Raw genomic sequence first — 23,877 nt, forward strand, 5'->3', positions numbered from 1 at the left:
AGTGAAGGTTACCCAGAATATTTATCATCAAATGTGAGATTTTCCCAGTGATTTACACGTTTTTCGACATCTCGCACGGTTTTTTTTCAAGGCTTGTATGATCTAATTGGCCGACATATTTCAATCAGTTAAGGAAGTTTATGAATCAAGATTTTTACGAGTGGATACTACTCATCGGAAGATGGCTGCATATTACAGTTGCAGTGACATGGATTGGTACCAGCATTTTCTTTATGTGGCTTGATCGTACATTCCAAAGAAATATGGAATCAACTAATGAAGGACACGTCGGCGAAGTCTGGATGGTTCACGGTGGTGGATTTTATCACGTCGAAAAATTACTTATGGGCCCGACGAAAGTTCCAAAAGATCTTCACTGGTTTAAGTGGGAAGCTTACTGGACGTGGTTATCAGGTGCTTTTTTAGTTTTTATGATTTTCTATACAGGAGATGCCACTTATCTTCTGGATTCAAGTGTATCGAATATCACTTACACTCAGGCCGTGTGCCTGGGAATTTTTACTTTAGTTGGTTCATGGATTTTCTATGATTTTTTATGGGAGAGAAAACTTACTAAAGATAAACCAATCGTCGGTCACATCCTGACTCTGGCATGGTTTTTTGGAATGACTTATCTTTTATGTAAAACACTAAGTGGTAGAGCAGCTTACATCCACATCGGTGGGATGCTTGGGACATGGATGACGGCCAACGTGTTCATGAGAATTATTCCTCGTCAGTTGAAAATGGTTGAAGCTTCAAAAAGTGGAACACCGGTTAATCAGGAATGGGCGAAAAACGCTAAGAACAGATCAACTCATAATACTTATTTTACTCTTCCAGTAATTTTGATCATGATTTCAAATCACTTTCCTATGACTTATGGAAGTGATTACAACTGGCTTATCCTGCTTTGTTTAAGTGGTGCCGGTGCTTGTATCAGAGAGTACTTTGTTGGGAGACTTAAAACTCCAGGAAGATCAAAAATCTTTGGTGCTCTTGGTGTGATTATTATTGCAACGGTTATGTTTTTTACGACTGGTGGAAATAACCCTGAAGTAAGTGTTGAATCAACTCCTGCTCCAGTGGCCGTTGAAAAACAATCAGCAGAGGTCGCTCCTGAAACACCTGTTGCTGAAGCTCCTGCTGCGACAACAGCGGCACCTGCGAATCCTGAAGCTTCTGCAGTTGCTGCAACTTCAAATGCAACTGTCGACGTAAAAGGACTTATCACTTTTACAGGAACACCACCTCAAGGTAAAAAATTAACTCTACCAGGTGGATGTAAAGAAGGTGGATCTAAATTCACTGATGAAGTCATCGTCAACAACGGAAAACTAGAAAACGTTTTAGTAAGAGTTGTGAAAGGTCTTGAAGGAAAAACTTATACTGATGTTCCCACTGAACCAGTTGTCTTGAATCAAAAAAATTGCATCTACCATCCAAGAATGGCAGCTGCGAGAGTTGGTCAGGAAGTTGTGTTCGTTAACAGCGATCCAGTTTTTCACAATGTTCGCTCAATCAGTAAAAGTAATGAGAAATTCAATTTAGCGATGCCTAAAAAAGATCAGCGCATTTCTAAGCGCTTTGATAAACCAGAATTTTTCGTTCAGGCAAAATGTAGTATCCATCCATGGATGTCGGCTAACCTTGCGATCGTTGAGCACCCATTTTTTGCTGTTTCTGATGTTAAGGGAGAGTTCACAATCAAAAAACTTCCTGTTGGAACTTACACAATTGAAGTGTGGCATGAAGTGTTTGGTGTTCAGACGAAAGAGATTACTGTCACTGAAAATGGCAAACCTGATTTGAATTTTAACTATAAACTTTAAGAGAATAAAAATGATTAGCACACACATACTAGATACGAGCTTAGGGATGGCGGCAAAAGATGTCCGCGTTGTTCTGGAAAAACATGATGGATTGGCATGGAGTGTTTTATCTGAAGATAAAACCAATGCCGATGGCCGAATTGTTTTCAACTGCCCAAATGTTGCCGGTGAATACCGACTGACATTTGATATTGTCGATTACTACAAAGCAAAAGGACAAGAGTCATTCTTTTTAAATACGCCTGTCTCTTTCAGAGTTACTGACGTTAATAGAAAATACCACGTTCCACTTTTATTGAATCCTTACGGATACAGCACTTATAGAGGTACATAGAAATGAAATCTTTTGAAATACCATATTATCATGACTATATTTCCCCTGAAATTTGTGCATCTCTAAAAGAGCATGCACAAAACTATAAGGGTGTTGAAGGCCTGGTTCATATCGGAGCGAGTGGAGGATTAGAAACTCCTGAGTCTATGAAGTTTTTATGTGAGCTTTATGAAAAAACAAAAGGCGAGCTGGCCCAAGTTTTAGAGCAAAGAATACTCGACAGAAAGTTCATCGATGAAAGAACAGCTTCTTGTTATAAATTCAATCAATCCTTAAAGATTGATTTCGAATCGAGCGATTATAAAACAATTTTAGGTCATGAAGACTCTCGCGGACGCGTGGTCATCGGGCCATTAAGTACATTGTATGCCAAAAAAGGTGGAGGAAAACCTATTTCCGAAATCCCTGAGTACTTAAAAGGCAATCATGTGACTCTTTTTGGGCCACCTGATAATGCCAAACTTTCTATCAATGCGATGAACGCTTATCACAGAAAATTAAAAGGTGAGCCTCAGATCGTTGAAGAGCTTTTAAAAACTCACATCAGCACTCCTAAATGGGGAGCAGACGATGAAGATTCAAAAACACCACTGAGAGAAGACCTGATTTCTGCCGGCGAAAACCTTACACATTGTTTCGATAGAACAATTAAAGTCGTCGATGATAAATCAAATAAGACTTATGAGCTTGCTGAAGATAAATTATCACTTCCTATCAAGCGCTTTCCGGGCCTTGCTCTGCCATGTTTCTTTTTATTTTATAAAAACAATCCAATCCCATTACACTTATATGACTTCGCTCTTCACTTATTTAAAAACTGGCACAATAAAGAGGCCCTTGCTTTTTATGTTCCTAAATTAGAAAACGAAGAAGAGGCCCGCTACATTCGCATCATGCTTGAGACAGCTGAGAAGATGATCGCGGCCATCCATAAAGACTACGTCGTTGGATCAATCCGCCTGATGATCGTTCTGGAAAACCCACGTGCTATTTTACGTGTGAATGAAATTATGGATGAACTTTATCCATACTTCGCTGGAGCTTCTCTAGGGTGGCATGACTACCTGGGATCAACAGCACGCTTATTTAAAGAAGACGGCAATTACCGAATTCCTGTTAAGGCCGACCCAAATATTGTTATTAAATACATCAAAGGCTCTCACGATCTACTCGCTGCAGTTGTTGGTTCTCGCGGTGGAATTAAAGTAGGTGGTATGTACGGAATCCTTCCGACAACTCCTGATCTTTTCAGTGAATCTTTCCAGGTGACGATCAAAGGATATATCAAAGATATCATCACTCAGATGAAGCGCGACCTGACTGGATTTTGGGTAGCTCACCCGGACTTCGTGCGTATCGGACTTGCTCTAGTGGAAGCATGGAAATTTCATCAACAAGGTGACAAATCAAAACTTGATGAGATGGTCACTGGTCTATTAGACAAAAAATACCATAAAGAAATTCTCGATTTTATTCACGGCCCGGATATCACAGGTCTTGATGTTGACGATGATATGTATGTGCGCTCACTCTTAGTTGCAGATATCAAAGAATCAAACTTCATTGCTAACAATCACCCGGATGAAGTCCGTTATAATATTTTCCAATCGCTTCAGTACATCACTGACTGGCTTTCAGGGAATGGCTGCGTGGCCTTGCCGGCGCAAATCGCTGGAACACCAGTGCGTGTAATGGATGACCTTGCAACGGCTGAGCGCTCGAGATGGGAAGTGTGGCATGAAATTTACCACGGTAGATTTACGCTGCAGGAATTCCTGAAAATCGCTCACGAAGAACTACACTTTATTCGCAAAGACTTATCTGACGATACAAAAATTGTTCAGGTTAAATGGGATGAGCGTACAGAAAAGTGGTACCCGATTGCTATGAAGTTAATGATTCGTTTAATGACGGATAAAAAGCCGGTGGAATTCGCAACTGAGCTTCTTCTGCCATTCACGATCCCATACGTTCGAGAAGCATCAGACCCTTGGGCAGCTGTTTCTAAAATTGATAAAGAGAAGTTTGCCATTCCTGGTGAGATTGAAAGATTCAATTACTACTTCGAAATGTGCGGAGCTTTCGAGTTCGCGGCATCACAAACTAAAAATGTAGTTGTGGATTTATCATCAATCGAAAAAAGCATCATGATGTTTGATAAAAAATCCATCATTGAAGCAGCAAGCTTCCACGGTGATATTGGTGAAGGCAAAAAAACTCTGGATAAAATGGCCACAAGTGAGCAGTCACTGGTGTTTAATACTGAAGAAAAAGTTAAATCAGAGTTAAAGGATCTGGGGAAACAGTACCTGGCAAAATTCGGAGTAAAATTCCTGGTTTCGGCCAAAGGTAAAAGTGGAGAAGAGCTCCTTACTGTTTTAAAAACGAGAATCAATAATAGTGAAGCTCAAGAACTAGATAATGCCAGAAACGCACTTTTTGAAATCACTAAAAAAAGAGTGATGGAGCACCCGTTAAACTCTTTAAATGAAAAGTTTCAACAGAGTTTAAATAAGCACAAAATCAAAGGGGCCATGGTTGCCATCGCGACACCTGAGATCCAAACTGTATGCCTGGGAGATAGCACTCCTGATACCTGGTTTGAGCTAGCTTCATTAAGTAAAACTTTTGCCAGTGCTTTTGCTATTGAGTATTTTACAAAAAATAATATCTCTATCGAAACTTCAGTTAATACAGTTTTAAAGAATACTAAATCAACTTTCCGTTTATCAGACGACAATGTTCAAATTAAGCACCTGATGAATCACAGTGCGCTTAATATGCACTATGTGAAAGGTTACCCAGCGAACGGAGAGATGCCTAAAATTGAATCTCTTTTAAGTGAAGTTGCGGTTATTAATCCTCCGGGAGAAAAATTTAAATATTCAGGGGCAGGATTTATCACTCTTGAGCATTTAATTGAAGCTCACTCTGGTAAATCGATTAAAGAGATCACAAAAGATTTCTGGCCTGGTTTTAGTTTCGAGCAAAAAGATCTTCCCAATACTAAATACGCTCACGGCTTTACAGCAGAAGGCGTAGAAGTTCCCGGCACCAGACTTATGTTTCCTGCTTTTGCAGCAGGAGGAATGGGAACAGGCAAGAGCATGGCCTCATTCCTAAACGCACTGACAGACGCCTACCAGAATCTTTCAGGTAGTGGGCCAATCAGTCACGACACTGCAAGATTGATGCTTCATTCGGCCGATAACGGCTGCATGAAGTTCATGGGCAGTGAAATGGGACTGGGAGTGTTTGTTGCCGAAGCTGGAGATAACAAACTCGCGATTCACCAGGGTGCCAATGATGGATTCAGAGCAATCTACATCCACTGCTTCCACGGTCCTGATATCGGAAAAGGTTTTGTGATTCAAAGTAATGGCGAACTCAATGCGGTACTTTTTATTTCTGAAATCTCTCAAATGCTTTTAAAAGAATTAAACTTCTCAGGAATTGATTTCACGAAGTTTAAAGAAAATTTTAACGTGTCTAATCTTTCACAAGAAGAAGTGGTTAATATTGGATACAAGAATTTAATCTTTGATGCTTTTCTTCCAGCACTGCCAGAAGAAATTATTGAAGTAGGGGCATTAGACCCATTATCTAAAACCAATCTTGCTATTGGTGGAAAAGTTTTAGAAGTCACAAATCAAAAATTTGCCCGTGCGACTAATTTACTAAGCCCGTTTGAACCATTCTTTGATCCCAAGTTATTTGGGAAACAAGGAAAGATCATGGATAGCTGGGAAACAGTCCGACACAATCAAAAAGAATGTGACCAGATGGTTTTTGAATTAAAAAAACCTTCTGAAATTAACTTTGTTACTTTTTCTACAAAGTACCATCTTGGAAATCAAGCTCAGTACGCTAAAGTTGAAGGACAAGTTGATAACAATTCAGAGTGGATTGAGATTGCACCTAAGACTCATCTTGAAGGTCACGCTTTCATGGCCTTAAAAGCAAACCCAACAAAACTAGTCTTTAAATACATCAGAGTTTCAAATTACCCGGATGGTGGTTTATCACGCCTGGGTCTTTATAAAGACCTCGATGAAAAAGAAATCAAAAGCTACGTTTATAAAGACGAAATCAAGCTTCCTACAAAACCATTAAGCATTGTGTACAAACCAGACGCTGCTGAAATCAAAAAGAATCTTGCACGTTTTAAAAAAGGCGACGAGATCAATGTGGCCAGCATGGCCTTTGGTGGAAATCTAGTTAAAGCAAGTAACGAGCATTATGGGCCCGCGATTTTAGTAGTCTCACCTTATTCACCAATGAGTATGTTTGACGGTCTTGAATCAGCGAGAAGTAGAGCAAAGGATCACTCAGAAGAGTGTATCGTGTCTCTAGCTTGGGGCTGCAAGGTTCATCGTATTGAAATGGACTTCATTTATTTCGTAAACAACAACCCGTTATTTGTGAGCATCGAAGGCCGAGTGAATAATGAATGGGTAGAGATTATTCCTAAAGTGCGCGTAAAGGCCTTTGCAGGAAATGCGAAATCATTTGAGATTAAGAGTGATAAGATGTTTGATCAAATTAAGGTGAAAACATTCCCAGACGGTGGGATCAATCGCCTGAAAGTTTTTAGCTTTATTTAAACTCGATGAGGAAGCCTTTTAAGTAATCACCTTCGTGAAAACCCTTAAGAGGCACACAATCTTCGCTGAGCTTAAAGCGCTTACCAATAATAATTTTATTTTTAAACTTAGAAGCATCGACGATGCTTTTAAGTTTTTCTTCAAACTTCGTCCAGCTGATAGTGTGAGTGTTTAAGAAAGCAAAAATCTGCCCTTTTTCTTCATCTAATAATTCCAGCATTTGCGGAAGTAGATTTTCATAGGACTTAAGTGCACTTGAAATTTTATTCCCATCACTCGAAGCACTTGGAGGATCGCAGACGATCACTTCAAATTTCATTTTCTCATTAATGAGTTTATCCATCGCACGCTCGCTTGGCATGCAAAGGCTAGAGTGGTTGTCTTTTTTTAATTGCGGATTAAGGGCCAGGTTCTCATCAAGCCAAGCTAAATACTTTGGCGAGAGATCCACCGAAACCACATTATCAAAATCCATACCCAAGCAGTAAACTGAGAAGGCCCCAGTGTAGCTGAAGAGATTTAAGAGACTTTTTTTATTCTGTAGATACGGTCGCATATTTTTTCTAATGGCACTCATGTCACTATAGATACCAAAATCATAATGCTGATTAATTTTGATCTGGTAGTTAAGTCCAAATTCTTTCAGAGTAAACTCAGAAGAATTTTTTGCTACATTAAGACATCTGATAGCTTTCGCCTGATCAAAGTTTCTCTCTTGTACCCAGATATCTTTAATTTCTGGAAGGTTCTGTTTTAAAAGTTCAACCAGACTTGCTTCCTGATCTTTCCAAAACATTGCGTAGTACTGAATCATCAATTCATTTTTCAACAACTGAACTAACAATCCCGGAAGACCATCACTTTCACCGTTGATCAAAAAGATATTTTCACGCTCACTCATAAGTGGACGTCTTAAATCAATGGCCGTTTTAATTCTTGCTGCTAAAACCTGCTTAAAATCCAATGTCCATTCAGCTTTATCCAAGCTCCATAGTCTGGCCTTCACCGTCTTATGTTGAGGATCATTAATTAAAAGGGCCACATCCTGACGATTCTTTTCATCGACACCGATTAAAAAGAAAGCATCTTTAGGGAATTTTTTTGTGTAACTGTCGTCAGTAATCCACGGGTGCCCAAGCTTCAAGTATTTGCATGAGGCCGGGTGTAGATTGACCTTAGGTATTGGTTTGTTCATTAGAGGATTTCTTTTACCGGGCTGTTAGTATCGTCGTAAGGTTTTAGGATGTGAAGTTCATCAATCGTGTCTTCTAAAAGCATAAGCAGCCTATTAGTCACTTTGAATGGATCATCCAGATCAAGAATGTTGAAATCCATCAGCTTCATTTTAAGCTCATCTGGAATCGCTTCATAAGGATTAATTTCAGTGCAGATATCGCCTAGAAGTTTTATACGTGCTTCAAGATCATCAATCTTTTCTTGAAGGGGGTTGTACTCAGATAAATCATTATCCTGAATACGTCCGATTTCTGCGATATCATTTGGGTTTTTTGAAATTTCACTCATGCACTAAATATTTCAAATATGAATTCTTACGTCAATTGTGAAGTGGGGATTATGGCCAGATAATTGCCTATGAAGCCTTATGATGACTAAACTTTTTATCTATTGTGCACTTCTATCAAGCATTCTTTTATTGCCAGATCGTATTTGGGAAAAAGGATGGAATCTTCTTGAATGTTTTTTCACTTACTTGAAAAAAATGAATGAGAAAAACCCTTTTCAAAAAGAGCAGAAAAGTGGAGAAAAACTTCTTAGTTTTCTTCCTAATTTGGAAGCCAAACTGGCCATGGGTTTGAAAACCACGACAGACTCAATACCACGGTACAAATTCTACACCACACTGCTTTTTGATTTACTCGAAGTTCACCAAAAAAGAGGGATCAGTTTAAAAAATATCCTTCCGGAACTGCGCTTAAATCTCATCAAAGATTTACAGTTTGAAACTAAACTTCGAAGCAATCTCTTGGGAGGAAATTTACAATTTGTTGTGATCACCATGACCACATGGGGCTTTATCTTTTTCTCGTCTTCTATGGCCGATTTACCACTAAAATCTTCCGACCTGATGATTATTTTAATGGTCCAGATATTTGGAATTTTAACCTTTAATATAGCACTTAAAAAATTCAAAAATCATATTTTTAATAAATTCTCAGAAGCAATCGAGAGACTTTATCTTTTTGTAAGTCTGGTGGAAATAGGGATGCCTGTAGGACAGACACTCTCGGAATCACGCGTTTTAGAAGGGGGGCTTATGAAGCATAAACTCTTTTCTGCCTGTGCTTCAAGACTTGTGACCCTGGTGAATCGTTGGAAAGAAAACGGTATATCTCCTAAAGTAGAATCTCAGGAAATCATCAAAGAGTTGTGGAGCTTAAAAGAAAATGGTTTCGAACAATTTAATAAAGGCGTTGAGGGACTTAAGTTTTGCGTGACGGCCTTCTTTTTTCTTCCGGCCTATTTCTTTTATCTCTATTCAATTTTCCAATACTTTATGCAATTAAATTAGAATTAGGTGTAGACAAAAAACACTGGTTACCTGCTAATAAAGTATGCGTTTAATTGGTCTTGTTTTTTCTTTTTTATTATTGAGTGGGCAGTCTTATTCAGAGACTGTGGTTGTGCATACATCTCAAGAAATTGGGGGCGAGCATTTAAATGCAACAGAGTCCATCACATACAATACAAAAATTAATTATGAAGTGCGGGATAAATTAAAGAAAGATGTGGGTTTTACCTATTATCCAGAGACGAGGGTCAGGCACTCTAAATTTGATAAGCAGGGACAAGGTTACGATGTTACTTATAGCATTGGCGCCTTTGGACTCAGAGACATTAATCAAAAACTAGTAAACCCCAAAGCAAAGAAGCATTTTATCATAGCTGGAGACTCAACGGTCTTTGGAGAAGGCTGCAATGATGGAGACACCATTGTCGCTAAGCTTGCTCCGTTTGAAACGAATGCGCATTTTTATAATTTTGGGATGCGAGGAGGGGCCGTCCACAACACGATGGCCTTGATGGATTCTTATCCATGGCACACTCTGATCAAAGAGAAAGAAGGTGTTTTTATTTATGCATTTGAGAATGGTTGGATGTTGCAAAGGATCATTGGAAGTCTTGACTATTCTTCTTGGGATAGAGGTCAATCACCCTATTACAAATTAGAAAATAATAAGCTTGTGCGTCAAGGAACCTTTAGAGACCGTTTTTTTGTCTATTGGTTTTACAGACTGATCAATAGTAGCACTTGGCTTAGAAAATACATTATTGATTTACCTCGCCTCAATGAAGATCATACTCAATTGGTAGTAGAACTTTTTAAACGCATGAAGTTGAATTATTCTGAGCATTTTCCTCAAGGGAAATTTATTGTTTCAATGAGAGATACGGCCTTGCAGATTGGGCCTCAGCTTTTTGTTAGTTTGAAAAATAAACTAGAAACAGCTGGAATAACCGTCATCACGCTTCCTGAGCGAGTTCATGTCGCAGAAGAAGTGCTTATACCCAATAAAGATTACCATCCCAATGGAGTAGGCAATCAGGCCATGGCACATCTCTACATAGATGCCTTGAAAAAAATAAATGTTTTACCCATGGAACAATAGCACTTTTTTAGGTAAATTAACTATTCAGTCGAACCTCTTTTAACAGGAAAAATCATGTCATACGTGAACGATAAGCAAATTATTTATAATATGAATAAAGTCGGAAAAGTTTATAAACAAAAACATGTCTTAAAAGACATCCGCCTTTCATACTACTACGGTGCAAAGATTGGTGTTCTTGGTCTTAACGGATCAGGGAAGTCGACACTTTTAAAAATCATGGCAGGGCTTGATACAGACCACTTAGGTGAAACAACTTTATCGAAAGGCTACACAGTTGGATACCTTGAACAGGATCCTCAACTTGACCCGAATAAAACAGTAAGAGAAGTGGTTCAGGAAGGAGCACAACATGTTGTCGATCTTCTTCGTGAGTTCGATGAAGTCAACGCAGCTTTTGGTGAAGAGCATACTGATGCTGAGATGGAAAAACTTTATACAAAACAAGCTGACCTTCAGGATAAGCTTGATGCTGCCAATGCTTGGGATTTAGACTCTCGTCTTGATCTAGCAATGGATTCACTAAACTGTCCTCCTGCTGATCAAAAGTGTGGAGTTCTCTCAGGTGGGGAAAAGAGAAGGGTTGCTCTATGTAAACTTCTTCTTCAAGAGCCAGACATTCTTTTATTAGATGAGCCTACCAACCACCTTGATGCTGAAACTGTTTGGTGGTTAGAGAGACATTTACAAAGTTATAAAGGAACAATCATTGCCGTTACCCATGATAGATATTTCTTAGATAACGTTGCAGGTTGGATTCTTGAACTTGACCGCGGTCAAGGGATTCCATACGAAGGAAACTACTCTGGATGGCTTGAGCAAAAATCTAAACGTCTAGCTCAAGAAGAAAAGACTGAATCAAAAAGACAAAAGTCCCTTAAAGAAGAGTTGGAGTGGATCCGTGCTGCTCCTAAAGCTCGTCAGGCAAAATCAAAAGCGAGAATTGCAGAGTACGAAAAACGTCAGCAAGTTCAATCAGAATCGAGAAACGAGACGAACGAACTCTTCATTCCACCAGGGCCTCGTCTTGGTCAAAAAGTTGTTGAGTTTGGCGATGTCGCTAAAGCTTATGGCGATAGACTTTTATATGAACATTTAAATTTCAAACTTCCTCCTGGAGGAATTGTTGGTGTTATCGGGCCAAACGGTGCTGGTAAGACAACACTGTTCCGCATGATCACTGGAAAAGAGCAGCCTACAAAAGGAACAATTGATGTAGGTGAATCAGTTAAGCTTGCTTACGTTGACCAGGACAGATCTCTTGATCCTGACACAACAGTTCTTCAAGCTATTTCAGGTGGATTAGAGTTATTAAAACTTGGTGGCCGCGAAGTAAACGCTCGCGCTTACATTTCACGTTTCAACTTTAACGGTGAAGACCAAGGTAAACGCATTAAAGAATTATCTGGTGGTGAGAAAAACCGTGTTCACTTAGCAGCGATGCTAAAAGAAGAAGGAAACGTTTTACTTCTGGATGAGCCAACGAACGACCTTGACGTAAACACACTTCGTGCACTTGAAGAAGCTCTAATGGAGTACGCAGGTTGTGCCGTTGTTATTTCCCATGATCGTTTCTTCTTAGATAGAATTGCAACTCACATGGTAGCTTTCGAAGGTGACCAGGTTGTATTCTTCGACGGAAACTTCTCTGATTATGAAGAAGATAAGAAAAAACGTCTTGGTGATAAAGCTCTTATTCCAAGCAAAACTTCTTACAAAAAACTTACGAGAGATTAAGAGGCAACAATGTCGAAATGGATCGTCGCTAAATTTGGTGGAAGTAGTGTTAAAGATGCCGAGGCCATGCTTCGTGTATCTAACGTGGTAGATGCAAACCCCGATATTAGAATCGTTGTTATCTCTGCCACTCAAAATACAACTAACCAGCTAGAGTTTATCGCTCGCGCCGCTTCTAGCGGCGATAGTGAGACCCTAAAATCATTGATTTTAGAACTCACTAATCGCCACACGACAATTGCAAACGAACTCTTCTCAAGTGAAGAGGTTCACTCAGAGCTAAAGTATTTGTACGATGAAGTAGAACTCATCGGAGAAACAATTTCGAATGCCCGCATGTTCACACCAAAAATTATGGACCAGCTCTATAGTGTTGGTGAGCGCATGTCTTCGCTTTTAGTTTCTGATTTGATTCGCCTGCGTATGCCAGATCACAAGGTCACGTTACTTGATGCCAGAGATGTTATTAAAACCAATTCTGAGTTTCAAAAAGCAGAACCACAAATTGATTTGATTGCTGAAAAAACGCGCGAATTAATCTATCCGCACTTAAATAAAGACTCAATTATCGTGACTCAAGGATTTATTGGGAAGGACCTTCTGGGCAATACAACAACCCTTGGAAGAGAAGGCTCTGATTACTCAGCAGCTCTTTTTGGAGAGGCCATTGATGCCACTTTAGTTCAAATCTGGACTGACGTTGCAGGGATCGCAAGTTCTGATCCACGTTTAGTTAAGAATGCAAAATTCATTGCGACTCTGTCGTATGATGAAGCCACTGCGCTTGCCACTCTTGGAGCGAAAGTTTTATTCCCGACAACTCTTCTGCCAACTAAAAGAAAAGATATCCCGGTTTTCGTTGGATCAAGTATTCACCCGGAAGCAGGTGGAACAACTGTGACAAAATACCAGGATGGAAAATTCTCTTTGAAAGCAGTCACTTTCTTACAAAAGAAAGAGTACGGCATAGTTTCTTTTATCGGATGCCACTTAGATCAATCTCCCCATTTAGTTGCTGATTTACGCTCTTATTTAGGTGAGTCTTCTTTTGATTTCTACGATCTGACTTCAGTTTCAGTAAGCTTTAAAATTGTGAACTCTGACCCGACACTTGCTCTGATCAAAGCTCACGAAATTTTAGTCACTCACTACTAAGCACTATACAATCTTTCATAAAACGGAGTCTCGGCGTCTGAGCCGATGACTCTGCATATTTCAATAATCTTTTTGTGTTCCATATGAATGACGTAGTCGACGTTCTTACAAACGAGTTTTGTCACCAGAGCAAACGAGATGTCGTTAGACTCAGAAAACAGTGAAAATAAAAGTGAGATACGAGATAAGGCATCGACCGCTGAACTGGCGTGAATGGTGCTCATAAGCCCCTTATGGCCGGTGTTCATGGCCAGAAGGAAAGGCACCACTTCAGTTGATCTCATTTCTCCCACAATCAATCTGTCAGGACTCATCCTGAGAGAATAAGCACAATAGTCCTTGAGTGATTTATTATTTTGTTCTTTACTGGCAAGAAAAGATGTCTGTCCTGGATGATGATTTAAAATTTCATAAGTGTCTTCCAGAACGATTAAGTGTTCTTCATCCGGGATGAGGGCCAGCAAACTTCTAAGCAATGTCGTTTTCCCCGAACCAGTTCCACCGGAAATAAGCACGTTCTTTTTTTCAGAAATAATATTCTTTAAGATCTCAAGAGGGGATTCTTCCAGCTTAAATAAATCAATTGAAGGAGTATTGGTTGGAATGGAGCGAAGGAATGCTTTTGACTTCGCATTCGATGATGTGGAAAAGTGAATCAACGTTGCTCTTAAATTTAAATCATTTAAACGAACATTAAAACTCGAAAACGGTTCCTGAAAATTCCAGCTCACCTGATTTTTAAGAGCTAAAACTTCAAGACTCAGTTGAAAATCTTCCGCACTTAAATCTTCAAGACCAAAACTATGTTTTTCATGCAAACCAATCACCTGAACACTTTTGTGAGAGTGAAAAATAATTTCGGTAAAAGCATTTTTCGTAAAGTTTTGAAAATAAATCTGGTGATGAACATTGTTAAACCACGATTCGAGGAAAACTGTATCACTCGAAGATGATTTTTTAATATTTAAATCCATCATGGTCGCTTCAAGAATTTCATTAAACGACACGTCGACACTTTTAGTAATCATTCTGCGGTAATGATTCTTAAATAAAATGAGAATGTCGTGTTGATAATCAACTAATAGGTTATTCATGGTTTTTTACCTCAATAATTCCCGTAATCATTTTATAATTGTTCTGCGTACTCTTAGATTTAAACAGCTCTCCTAAAAGTGGGATGCGATTTAAAAACGGCATTTGATCCACGCCCTTGGCCTCTGTCTTAAGTGAAATCTGAAAGATCTGAGTCGGCGTACTCAAATCAATAACGATAGATGATTTTTCTTTATTTCCACTGATCGATCCATTGGTATCATTTGAAGGTTTGGTTAATTCTGTTTCATAAGTGAGTTTGACTTTTTCTCCCATATTCTCCAGCGTAATTTTCACTCGCAATCCCGCAAACTGCCACTGAGTCTGAGTCACGTAACCATCTTTCCCTGTAGTCACATAAGGAACGTCGGCCCCGATTTGAAACTCAGCAGGACTCATCGGACGAATCAATCCCACTGGTTCAGCAAGTGTATTCATCTGAACTTTTTTCTGAGCAAGCAAAACCGCATTTTTTTCGACAATCTTATTAAGAGGGATAGTAAGTAAATCACCAAGACTCGCACTTAACTGCTCAAGTCCCAAACGAAGTTCTTCACCATCCATTTGTTCAAGTTGAATAAGTTTTAATTTAAAAGAATAATTCGATCTGAGTTTTTGATTATTGTGCTCAATAAAGATCACTCGGTATTTTTCGCTTAAATGTTTTTTAAGAGATTCACTCGGAGCTTCGTTGGCCGGATATAGACAAGTGAGTTCAGAAAAATGCACCTGGCATTGAAGGGAGTCTTTATAGTCGTTAAAAAAGAGCTGAAACACTTCGGCCAGGATCTCTCTTTTTAAATCACCTTTTAAAGTCGCTTCATCCAAAATGATGTCCGCATTTTGATTCTGAATCTTTTTATACTGTAAATATTGTTTAAGTGAGGTGATTTCACCGCTGACTTGAAGATTGGGAAGACGGACTTTTGTTTCTAAACCAAGTCCACCTAAGACTTGTGCAAGGTGTAAGAATTTCGCTTCCTGGATTTTAGAAATAACGAAGATCTGGTGCTCAACCGGTGCTGGTTGCCCTTTGGTCCAGACCAGGATTTCGCTGGCCCCAAGACTAGTCCCGCGTATTAAAAGGGTCTTATTACTTTCATTTAGCTTATATGTGAGGACTTCTTTGTTGCCGACATTAAATCTCACCATGTCCGGGAGCTTTAAAGTCATGGACTGACCGCGGGATAATATATAGTCTTCCGCCTGAAGCGTTGCCCCAGTAAGCAGTAGATTTAAGAGGGTAAAACCAAAGATTCCTTTGACACATTGACTGGGAATCGGTAAAAAAGACAACTTAAAGTTCGTATTTTTTAAATTTGGTAAAATATTAGTGTTGATCCTGCGGTTATAGTCGCGGTTATAGAGGAGTTTTCCGATGGTTTCAAGAACATGTGTAACGTCAAACAGAAGATTAAGAAAAATGAAGAATGCTGGTGCAAAGAGAAAAGCTGCTAACAGAAACAAAGGAACTACGCCTAAGTTTGCTATCCATTTAGACGCTGCTACTGCTCCTAAAGCAACTGCTACAAAATAGTTTAGTACTAGACCGCAACTTCGGTTGCGGTCAGCTTGCTTCGTTTTTCTCGTCTTTAAAATTTTCATTATCCCTCCGTCTCTAAAAAAATTCGAAACGTATTCTCAATCACAAATTTATTTATCTTCACAATGTCCATTTCACCGTTTGCTTTCAAGCATAACTGCATAATCGAATCACTTGTTTTCATGCATTCCTTGTTCACACTTCTATAAGTGATGAGCTTTCTGGGGATGTTGAATTTTTTCTGGATGATATTTAAAAGCATCTGGCCTGATTCTTCCGTCGCGAGATTTTCAATTAAAATCACGTCGCGTGAAAATGCTTTTGTTGAACAGGCGAGAACGGTGGCAATGAGCAGGCATTTAAAGTGAGACTTCATACTTTGATCCTCTTTTAATGGATTTGATTTTTTTATTTTCCACATAAGGGACAGCTATCACACCAAGTTCTGTGGCCGGGCCGACTTTCGCTATATCAGCGTTGGATATTTCAATTTTGAATTGAGTGAGCTCTCCAGAGGCCTTGATTTCTTCGTGAAGGAAAGCTTTTTCAGCAATAACTTTTTTATCTCTGGTGATTAAGGTGACCGGCGTTTCAGGATCGTTATCAGAGAGGTTTGAAACGAGTGCCTGGAGGGGAAGCGCCATCATCTGATAGTTGGGATGAAGAGTCTTGAGACTTTGTCTCTCGGCGATTTTCGCTTGCTGAGAAGGCATACACAGGACGGCGACCATTATGTTAGTAGCGAGGATGGCCCCGATAAATTTAAATTTCTCTTTCTTCTTAATGTCGTGAGACTTTTTAATTTCTTCTTTTAGATTCGAGCTTATTCCATTCATTTTGATATTCCTTTTGCACAACTACATGTTCAGATACGTAGACTTGTTGAATAGAGAAATAGGCAACAAGAAGCAAAAGAATTATTGAAATCCAGATAAGCATTTCAATTGTGAAAAACCCGCCATTGAGATTTCCTGGGTTTTGATTTTGAAGTTGGGGATGAAGGCGCCTTCGGCAGACATTTCGGCCTCCAGGCAAAATGATTTGTTCAAGCGAATGCCATCTGGTTTTTGGTAATAAGTTATTTTCCATTGTTCCTCTTTTAACTTTGCAGTTCCATCTAGATCCGGTGAGAGCAAGTAAGCTTTGTTGGTTTCGAAAGGCTGCTTTTGCAGATAGGGAAGAATTGAAATCTTTCCTTTGCAGTACTGGTTCGAAACCAGGCCTTTAATGTAGTAAAGATGTCTGGCATTTCGGGCGATCTTTAAAGCGTTCCATACAGCTTCGGCCTGGGCCGTTCCCACAACAGAAAATGTTGCGGCGAAAGCAGTCCTTATGGCCCAGTTGAATTTCACCATGTCGCTGAAGTAATTTTCAGTTTGGATATTGAGGTAGTGAAAGCAGAGGTAGCTGTCTTTTCTATAGCGGGCCTCTTTGAGTTCGACTTTGAATTTGAAAGCAAAAAACATTAAGAGGGCGGAGATCATTAGAGTTAAAAGGGCGGCCATCAGAGTGATGTTGCCGCCTTTGTGAGACTTTTTTGTTTCCTCAATGAAGCTTGAGCGCTTCTCTGTAAGTTTTTTGTCGCCCCAAAGAAAAGCGTCAGCGACGCGAATGACCGACATAATAAGGAGACTAAATGTAAGGATGTAAGTCAGAATCATACTGGTTACGTCTTGATGTTTTTAACAATTGATTCTTTCATCGTTTCGACTCTGTTCTTAATAACGTCTCCGAAACCTTTAACTGCGGTGATGCAAACGATACCGACCAGACTGGAGATGATGACGTACTCCATGACCCCTTGGCCTTTTTGATTTTTAGTGAGTTTTGCGAATTTTTTTAGTTTTAACATTTGATGCCCCCTGTGGTTGTAGGGGCAAATTGCAGGAGAGATGCCGTATTTTTCATTACGGAAGGTATTGAAAGTGGTATCTTGGGGTTGGGAGAGTGGTCCAAAGGATGAACTAAGGTAAAAAAAGTCCATTGCAACTAGATGAGATCACGTTATAATTTATCTATGGATTCAAAAACAAAACTGTATGTCTTTGCTAAAAAAGAAGTAGCGCTTATTTTCATTTTCATGATTTTAATCGCCGTCACCTCATTTGTTTTAGGGGTGAAAATTGGAAAAAACTATTCGATGGAAATGGCGGGGATTACACCTGAAGACCAGAAGAAAGTTGTAGAGCTTTTATCTAATAAAGAAGAAGAACTCTCACGCATTAAAGCGAATCCAGAATCAAGTACAGTTGAGAGCTCAGATATCGAGCACAAACTTCAAGAAAAAATCAGTGAAGAGTTTGGTGGAGCAGGTAAGCCTGCTGCTGCGACAGATGCTCACGGTGCAAATATGAGTCACGAAGCAACTCCGGCAACAGCAGCGACAGTTAAAGATGCACTAAGTGGAAAATTCACAATTCAATTGGGAAGTCACAGAACACTTAAAGAAGCAGAAAGTTTCGCAGAAGGTTTCAGAGCACGCGGATACAACCCCATCATTAATCAAATTGAGATTAAAGGAAAAGGGACTTGGTACCGTGTAAGTCTTGAAGCATTTAACAGTGCGGAAGAAGCAAAAGCTTACGTAGGAAGAGAGAAATCTCTTTTCGTGGGACAAGACTACACAATCATCAAAATGCCATAGGCCCTTATCATGAAAAAAAAATCTTACGAGTTATACGCTCTTATTATGGCCGGTGGAAAAGGCACGCGCTTTTGGCCCGAGTCTATTTCTAAAAAACCAAAACAATACTTAAGTCTTACGAGTGAGAAAAGTCTTTTAGAGGAAACTTTAGAGAGATTTGACCGCTTTATTCCTAAGGAAAAAAGATTTGTTGTAACGGTTAAAGAACAAGAGAAGCTTTGTAAGGCATCTAGTAAAGGCAAGATCAATTCAAACGGGATTATCTTTGAGCCGACTGGAAGAAACACGGCACCTTGTATTTTAATGTCGCTAGCAAGCCTTTTACAAAAAGGGTTGAGTGAAGATGATGTTATTACCATCGTTCCTTCTGACCATGTTATTTTAAATAAAAAAGGATTCCATTCAACGATTAAAAAAGCAGCTGACTTCGCTCACAAGAATCAGCAGATCGTAACGATTGGAATTACACCGAACTTTCCTCATACGGGGTTTGGGTATATTCAAAAAGGGAAACTTCTTAATGAAGAAGCTTTCAAAGTGTCGCGCTTTAAAGAAAAGCCGCATTTTGAATTAGCGACTGAGTATGTGAAGAGTGGACAGTACTTGTGGAATGCAGGGATGTTCGTTGCTCCGATTAGAGTTTTCTTAGAAGAGTTTGCAGAACATGCGCCTTTAATGTTTAAGCATTTTGAAGCGCTGATGGACACTGTAAAAAATCCTGTGAAATTAAAGAAAGTTTACGAGAAGCTTCCGAGTGATTCGATTGATTATGCCATCATGGAAAAATCAGATCGTATCGCGGTTATGCCAGCTAACTTTGACTGGAATGACTTAGGGTCTTGGGATGCACTTTCAACGGTTATGGAAGAGACTCACGGGAATACTGTGGTTAAATCTGACGGAGAGTTCTTCTTGAATTCTGCGGATAACGTAGTGTTTGCACCAGATAAGTTTGTTGCTCTAATCAACATGGATAAACACATTGTGGTTGTGAACGATAAAGTTGTGATGGTGGCGCCGGTTGCTGATGCTCAGGAGATTAAGAAGATCGTTGAGCATTTAAAGAAGGCGAGACCGGATCTGCTCTAGTTCATGGAGCTTTCAAAAAAAGAATTATCATCCATCATTAATATTTTCAGTGCAAGATACAAAAGTGTTTTTAAAAAAAGCATGGCCCTTGCTGCCAAAAAAGAATTGGCCGAAAATTTAATTAAGGCACGCGAAGAAAAGTGTTTAATCACTAGTTTTTCGAAACTGGGAAAACTCAACTACTTTATTAAATTTAATAAGATTTTCATGGGAGAGTTCAAAGAATATTTTTTTGATGTTGAGAGTTGTTATTGCGTGAATTTGAGTGCAACCAGAAAGCAATTTTATAAGAAAATACAAGATGCTTCTTTAGAAATGAAAAAAACTGAAAAAGTGAAAAGAATGCTTATTCAGATAAGTTTTGATGATCCTGTCTCTAAAAAGCATTTTTCAGAAGCTGGTGAACTGACTTATTTAGAATTGGTAGGAGAGACTAAAAAAGGGCTAAAAGCGCTCGAGTCTGTTTCTTTAAAAGGGACTGGGTTACGTTTAGAAAAGTTGCAAAAAAAGGATATTAAAAAGCTGGCAAAATTTGATAGAGAGTCTCATCTGGTAGACAAAAGTAGCAGGATGAGAAAAATCTTTATGAAACCAGATGCAGAAAAAATGCTTATTAAATTTTATAATGCTCTTTTAAGAAATAAAGGATGCATTGTGGTTAAGGAAGGTAATACACCTGCAGGTTCTATTGGCTTTTTTGTGGACAAGAAAAACAAGTATGGATTAGTTGCTTCTATTTATGTGGGGAATGATTTTAAAGGTCGAGGCATAAGTAAGCTTCTCTATAAAAGCTTATTAATGGAGTTTTCTAAAAAGAAACTTGCTTATTATATTGGATCAACGACAACACAGAATGTACTTGGGTCTGCTAAAACAATGGGAAGATTAGAATTTAAAAGCGCTTATATTTCTAAAATCTAATTACTTCACTTTCTTCAAAACTTTATTTGATTCTTTAACATCTTGATTCTGTCTTGCACGGAATGTTTCAATTTTTTCATGTAGATCATCATCACTCACTGAAAGCATTTGCACAGCGAGAAGACCAGCGTTGCTGGCGTTTCCAATCGCCACTGTCGCCACAGGAATACCTTTTGGCATTTGAACGATTGAATAAAGACTATCAATACCATTGAGTGCTTTTGATTGAATCGGCACACCTATTACAGGAAGAGTTGTATAAGCAGCAGTCATTCCTGGAAGGTGAGCTGCGCCTCCAGCGCCAGCAATAATAATTTTAATTCCAGCTGTACGGGCACCGATAGCGAAACTTCTCATTTCGTCAGGTGTTCTGTGAGCTGATAAGATTTGTTTTTCAAAAGGAATTTTAAAAGCAGTTAAGACATCACAAGCTTCTTTCATTGTCGGCCAGTCTGATTGACTTCCCATAATGACGGCAACAACAGGCTTATTTGATTTGCTTTTTTTCATAGTGAGTATTCCGATTTAAGTTTGGTTAATATCTCGATCATCTCATTTGGATCTTCACCTAAGAGAGTGAAGTGCCCCATCTTGCGGCCGATCTTTGAATCTTTTTTTCCGTAGAGATGAAGATGGCCATCTTGAATTAAAAGGAATTTGTGAGCAGGCATAAGTTCTGCCAGGCCGTTTTGTGTTCCTAGAAGATTAAGCATCAGGACATCTGATTTTCTCAGAGTTGTACTTCCCAGAGGGAGATTTAAAACACTGCGAACGTGATTGTGAAATTGTGAAGTCGAGCAGCCTTCGATTGTGTAGTGACCGCTGTTGTGTGGACGAGGTGCTGATTCATTTAAGTAAAGCTCGCCATTTTTCGTCAGGAAGAATTCGAAAGCAAAGATTCCGACAGCGTCGATGGCAATCATGGCCTTTTCTGCGGCCTCTTTTAATTCTTTTTCTACCAAGTAAGTAATGTCGGCAGGTACGCTGACAAAATGGCAGATATGATTTTCTTGAATCGTGTGAGCAACAGGGTAGTGAACGATTTCACCGCTGATGTTTCTGGCGATTAGGATTGCGAGTTCTTTTTCATAGGGGATGAAAGCTTCAACTAAAAGATCTCCTTTTAGTTTTGAAAACTTTTCTTCTAGTTCATCAGAATTTTTAATCGTGCTATTTCCATAACCATCATAGCCGCCTTTCGAACTTTTTAAGACAACAGGGAATCCGTGTTTTTTTGTAAAGTCTAAAACTTCAACCGCACTTCCAACTGGCATGAAGGGCACAACTTTAATTCCGGCATTTCTAAAACTTTCTTTTTCAGAGATTTTGTCTCCGATATGTTTGAAGGTTTTTGAATTCGGAAAAAGTTTATTGGGAAATTTATTATCGATAGCATCTAGGATGTTTTGATTGATGAATTCATTTTCTAAAGTCACGATGTCGCAAGTCTCACAAAATTTTAGAATGGATTCTTGATCACTTAGGTTGCCTTTAAAAGTTTTTGTTGCAACATGCTCTGCTGGAGATGTTTGAGATTCATTGCAGTAAACGTGAGTTTGAATGCCTAATTCAGCAGCAGCGAGTGCGGTCATTCGAGATAATTGACCACTACCTAATATTCCGAGAACTGTTTGGGAATTGATATGATTCATCTGAAAAAGATCATGCATGAAGAAAATTAAAAATACCAAAAGATTTTACTGGCCTGTTCAAATAAAAATAATTAGTCTCTCTTTATCAACTATAAGTATTTCTAATACAAGGTATAAGTCTGATGTGTGGAATTGTCGGAGTTTTTGGAACTCCTTATTCTTTTCAGGAAGTCTATCAAGGTTTGCTCCTACTGCAACACCGAGGACAAGATGCCGCCGGAATTCTCAGCTTCGACTTCTTGGACAAAAATTTTCACAGCCACAAAGACCTGGGGCTCGTGAGCGATGTCTTCCGTCCTGAAATCCTAGCGGGCTTTTCAGGACAAATGAGCATTGCTCACACCCGCTACGCTACTGTTGGCCCTCGAGAAAAAGAAAATTCACCACTCAATTCAATTGATCTAAAACGCGATATTCAACCAATGACAATTAACTACCCACATGGAATCGGAATGGTTCATAACGGGAATATTGTTAACTACTATGAGTTGAAAACTTATCTATTAGAAGAAAAACGCAGACACCTTTTTACCAATAACGATCTTGAAGCACTTTTAAATATTTTATCTGATGGATTACGTGAAAAAGTTGAAGGTAAACATCACTTTGATATTTTTCAAGATGCTGTGAAGTCTTTATTTGATAAAGCGAAAGGTGGATTTTCTGTTTTAGGACTCCTTGCTGATAAAGGATTGTTTGCTTTTCGTGATCCGCACGGGCTTCGTCCACTTATATTAGGTGAGAGAAAATTAACTGAAGAAGAAATGGCCGTTCATCCAACACACTTTGGAAAAAGCTATTGTTTAAGTTCAGAATCAAATTCATTAAACTTCCTGGGCTACGACGTTGTTCGTGATTTAGCTCCGGGAGAAATTCTTTTTATCGATCAGACAGGGGAGATCTTCTCTTCGATGGATTATTCAAAGAAAAAAAATATTGCACCTAAGTCTTGTATGTTTGAATGGGTTTATTTTGCTAATCCTGAGAGTGTATTAGAAGAAAGAAGTGTTTATTCTGCACGCCTGGATTTTGGGAAAAATTTAGCTGGGGAAATTCAAGCGCTCATTGAAAGCGGTGAAATTAAGCCTGATCTGGTTGTACCTATTCCTGAAACGAGCCGTGTGGCCGCTATTAGTTTAAGTGAGACATTAAAAATTCCTTATAGAGAAGTTCTTATTAAGAATCGCTATATTCAAAGGAGTTTTATTCTCAATACTCAGGCGAGCAGGAATCGTGCGGTTCAATTGAAACTGACGGCGATTGCCAGCGAGATTAAAGGAAAAAATATTTTGCTTCTTGATGACAGTATTGTCAGAGGGACAACGTCTAAGAGAATTATTGAAATGGTGAAAGAGGCCGGGGCAAATGAAATTTACTTTGCCACGACTTGTCCGCCTATTAGATATCCTTGTTACTATGGAGTGGATTTTCCAGATCCTAAAGAGCTTGTGGCCGCAGACCGTACGGTTGAAGAGGTGCAGGAGTACTTAGGTGCCACACGTCTTATTTATCTATCAGAAACAGCAACTAAAAAAAGTATTGGAAAAGAAAGTTTATGTATGGCCTGTATCAATGGGTGTTACCCGGTTGATATCGGAAGTGCAAAAACTTTTCAAGATATGAGAAGCCTTCATAGGGAGTAATG

The 23,877-nt window shown here is 39.1% G+C and carries 21 protein-coding genes; 11 read left to right on the top strand and 10 right to left on the bottom strand.

Features of this window, described 5'->3' with window-relative positions; all coding sequences use genetic code 11:
* Positions 1–140 precede the first annotated feature (140 nt).
* The 3 genes from SHI21_RS15980 to SHI21_RS15990 are packed head-to-tail and all read left to right on the top strand — an operon-like array spanning position 141 to position 6,770.
* Entirely contained in the window at positions 141–1,832 is a 1,692-nt protein-coding gene (locus SHI21_RS15980) for a urate hydroxylase PuuD (protein ID WP_323577867.1), read from the top strand.
* A gap of 10 nt (positions 1,833–1,842) precedes the next feature.
* Positions 1,843–2,166 (top strand): hydroxyisourate hydrolase, encoded by a 324-nt coding sequence (gene uraH, locus SHI21_RS15985; protein WP_323577869.1) that lies wholly within the window; start codon positions 1,843–1,845, stop codon positions 2,164–2,166.
* A 2-nt stretch (positions 2,167–2,168) separates the two neighbouring features.
* Positions 2,169–6,770 carry a serine hydrolase gene (locus SHI21_RS15990; RefSeq protein WP_323577870.1) on the top strand — a complete coding sequence of 1,534 codons (4,602 nt, stop codon included), beginning with the start codon at positions 2,169–2,171 and terminating at the stop codon, positions 6,768–6,770.
* Here SHI21_RS15990 and SHI21_RS15995 read toward each other — a convergent pair.
* Both SHI21_RS15995 and SHI21_RS16000 read right to left on the bottom strand, forming a co-directional pair.
* On the bottom strand, positions 6,763–7,965 hold the full coding sequence (locus SHI21_RS15995; protein WP_323577871.1) for a class I SAM-dependent rRNA methyltransferase: 1,203 nt from the start codon (positions 7,963–7,965) through the stop codon (positions 6,763–6,765). The genes SHI21_RS15990 and SHI21_RS15995 overlap by 8 nt on opposite strands.
* Entirely contained in the window at positions 7,965–8,294 is a 330-nt protein-coding gene (locus tag SHI21_RS16000) for a hypothetical protein (RefSeq protein WP_323577873.1), read from the bottom strand. Before SHI21_RS16000 ends, SHI21_RS15995 begins: the two co-directional genes overlap by 1 nt.
* 79 nt (positions 8,295–8,373) lie before the next feature.
* On the opposite strand from SHI21_RS16000, the gene SHI21_RS16005 reads away from it, so the two are divergent.
* From SHI21_RS16005 to SHI21_RS16020, 4 genes are read left to right on the top strand one after another with little or no spacing between them, the layout of a single operon-like run.
* Positions 8,374–9,300 (top strand): hypothetical protein, encoded by a 927-nt coding sequence (locus SHI21_RS16005; protein ID WP_323577874.1) that lies wholly within the window; start codon positions 8,374–8,376, stop codon positions 9,298–9,300.
* A gap of 43 nt (positions 9,301–9,343) precedes the next feature.
* Positions 9,344–10,399 carry a hypothetical protein gene (locus tag SHI21_RS16010; RefSeq protein ID WP_323577876.1) on the top strand — a complete coding sequence of 352 codons (1,056 nt, stop codon included), beginning with the start codon at positions 9,344–9,346 and terminating at the stop codon, positions 10,397–10,399.
* A 54-nt stretch (positions 10,400–10,453) separates the two neighbouring features.
* Complete coding sequence (ettA, locus tag SHI21_RS16015) at positions 10,454–12,136, top strand: energy-dependent translational throttle protein EttA (RefSeq protein WP_323577877.1); 1,683 nt, start codon at positions 10,454–10,456, stop codon at positions 12,134–12,136.
* 9 nt (positions 12,137–12,145) lie between these two features.
* A complete protein-coding gene (locus SHI21_RS16020; RefSeq protein ID WP_323577878.1) occupies positions 12,146–13,291 on the top strand; it encodes an aspartate kinase in 1,146 nt (381 codons plus the stop codon).
* Here the strand turns inward: SHI21_RS16020 and SHI21_RS16025 are convergent.
* From SHI21_RS16025 to SHI21_RS16050, 6 genes are all read right to left on the bottom strand, one after another.
* Positions 13,288–14,385, bottom strand: a complete 1,098-nt coding sequence (locus tag SHI21_RS16025) for a CpaF/VirB11 family protein (RefSeq protein WP_323577879.1) — start codon at positions 14,383–14,385, stop codon at positions 13,288–13,290. The genes SHI21_RS16020 and SHI21_RS16025 overlap by 4 nt on opposite strands.
* Positions 14,378–15,988: a pilus assembly protein N-terminal domain-containing protein gene (locus SHI21_RS16030; protein WP_323577881.1), complete on the bottom strand. Its 1,611-nt coding sequence runs from the start codon at positions 15,986–15,988 to the stop codon at positions 14,378–14,380. Before SHI21_RS16030 ends, SHI21_RS16025 begins: the two co-directional genes overlap by 8 nt.
* Positions 15,988–16,302: a hypothetical protein gene (locus tag SHI21_RS16035; RefSeq protein ID WP_323577882.1), complete on the bottom strand. Its 315-nt coding sequence runs from the start codon at positions 16,300–16,302 to the stop codon at positions 15,988–15,990. Before SHI21_RS16035 ends, SHI21_RS16030 begins: the two co-directional genes overlap by 1 nt.
* A complete protein-coding gene (locus SHI21_RS16040) occupies positions 16,286–16,762 on the bottom strand; it encodes a hypothetical protein (protein WP_323577884.1) in 477 nt (158 codons plus the stop codon). The genes SHI21_RS16035 and SHI21_RS16040 overlap by 17 nt, the downstream gene beginning before the upstream one ends.
* A gap of 81 nt (positions 16,763–16,843) precedes the next feature.
* Positions 16,844–17,548, bottom strand: coding sequence for a hypothetical protein (locus SHI21_RS16045; RefSeq protein WP_323577885.1), 705 nt, complete (start codon positions 17,546–17,548; stop codon positions 16,844–16,846).
* A 44-nt stretch (positions 17,549–17,592) separates the two neighbouring features.
* Positions 17,593–17,778: a hypothetical protein gene (locus tag SHI21_RS16050; protein ID WP_323577886.1), complete on the bottom strand. Its 186-nt coding sequence runs from the start codon at positions 17,776–17,778 to the stop codon at positions 17,593–17,595.
* Positions 17,779–17,943: 165 nt separating this feature from the next.
* Here SHI21_RS16050 and SHI21_RS16055 point away from each other — a divergent pair, with 165 nt between their 5' ends.
* The 3 genes from SHI21_RS16055 to SHI21_RS16065 all read left to right on the top strand — a co-directional run bounded on the left by SHI21_RS16055 (position 17,944) and on the right by SHI21_RS16065 (position 20,580).
* On the top strand, positions 17,944–18,570 hold the full coding sequence (locus tag SHI21_RS16055; RefSeq protein WP_323577887.1) for an SPOR domain-containing protein: 627 nt from the start codon (positions 17,944–17,946) through the stop codon (positions 18,568–18,570).
* A 9-nt stretch (positions 18,571–18,579) separates the two neighbouring features.
* A complete protein-coding gene (locus SHI21_RS16060) occupies positions 18,580–19,659 on the top strand; it encodes a mannose-1-phosphate guanylyltransferase (protein ID WP_323577888.1) in 1,080 nt (359 codons plus the stop codon).
* Positions 19,660–19,974: 315 nt separating this feature from the next.
* Positions 19,975–20,580, top strand: coding sequence for a GNAT family N-acetyltransferase (locus tag SHI21_RS16065; RefSeq protein WP_323577889.1), 606 nt, complete (start codon positions 19,975–19,977; stop codon positions 20,578–20,580).
* Here SHI21_RS16065 and purE read toward each other — a convergent pair whose 3' ends face one another.
* Together purE and SHI21_RS16075 are read right to left on the bottom strand one after the other, a co-directional pair.
* Positions 20,581–21,090, bottom strand: coding sequence for a 5-(carboxyamino)imidazole ribonucleotide mutase (purE, locus tag SHI21_RS16070; RefSeq protein ID WP_323577891.1), 510 nt, complete (start codon positions 21,088–21,090; stop codon positions 20,581–20,583).
* Positions 21,087–22,232, bottom strand: coding sequence for a 5-(carboxyamino)imidazole ribonucleotide synthase (locus SHI21_RS16075; protein ID WP_323577892.1), 1,146 nt, complete (start codon positions 22,230–22,232; stop codon positions 21,087–21,089). Before SHI21_RS16075 ends, purE begins: the two co-directional genes overlap by 4 nt.
* A gap of 122 nt (positions 22,233–22,354) precedes the next feature.
* Here SHI21_RS16075 and purF point away from each other — a divergent pair, with 122 nt between their 5' ends.
* Positions 22,355–23,875, top strand: a complete 1,521-nt coding sequence (purF, locus tag SHI21_RS16080; RefSeq protein WP_323577894.1) for an amidophosphoribosyltransferase — start codon at positions 22,355–22,357, stop codon at positions 23,873–23,875.
* Positions 23,876–23,877 lie beyond the last annotated feature (2 nt).

Source organism: Bacteriovorax sp. PP10, assembly GCF_035013165.1.
Lineage (GTDB): Bacteria > Bdellovibrionota > Bacteriovoracia > Bacteriovoracales > Bacteriovoracaceae > Bacteriovorax > Bacteriovorax antarcticus.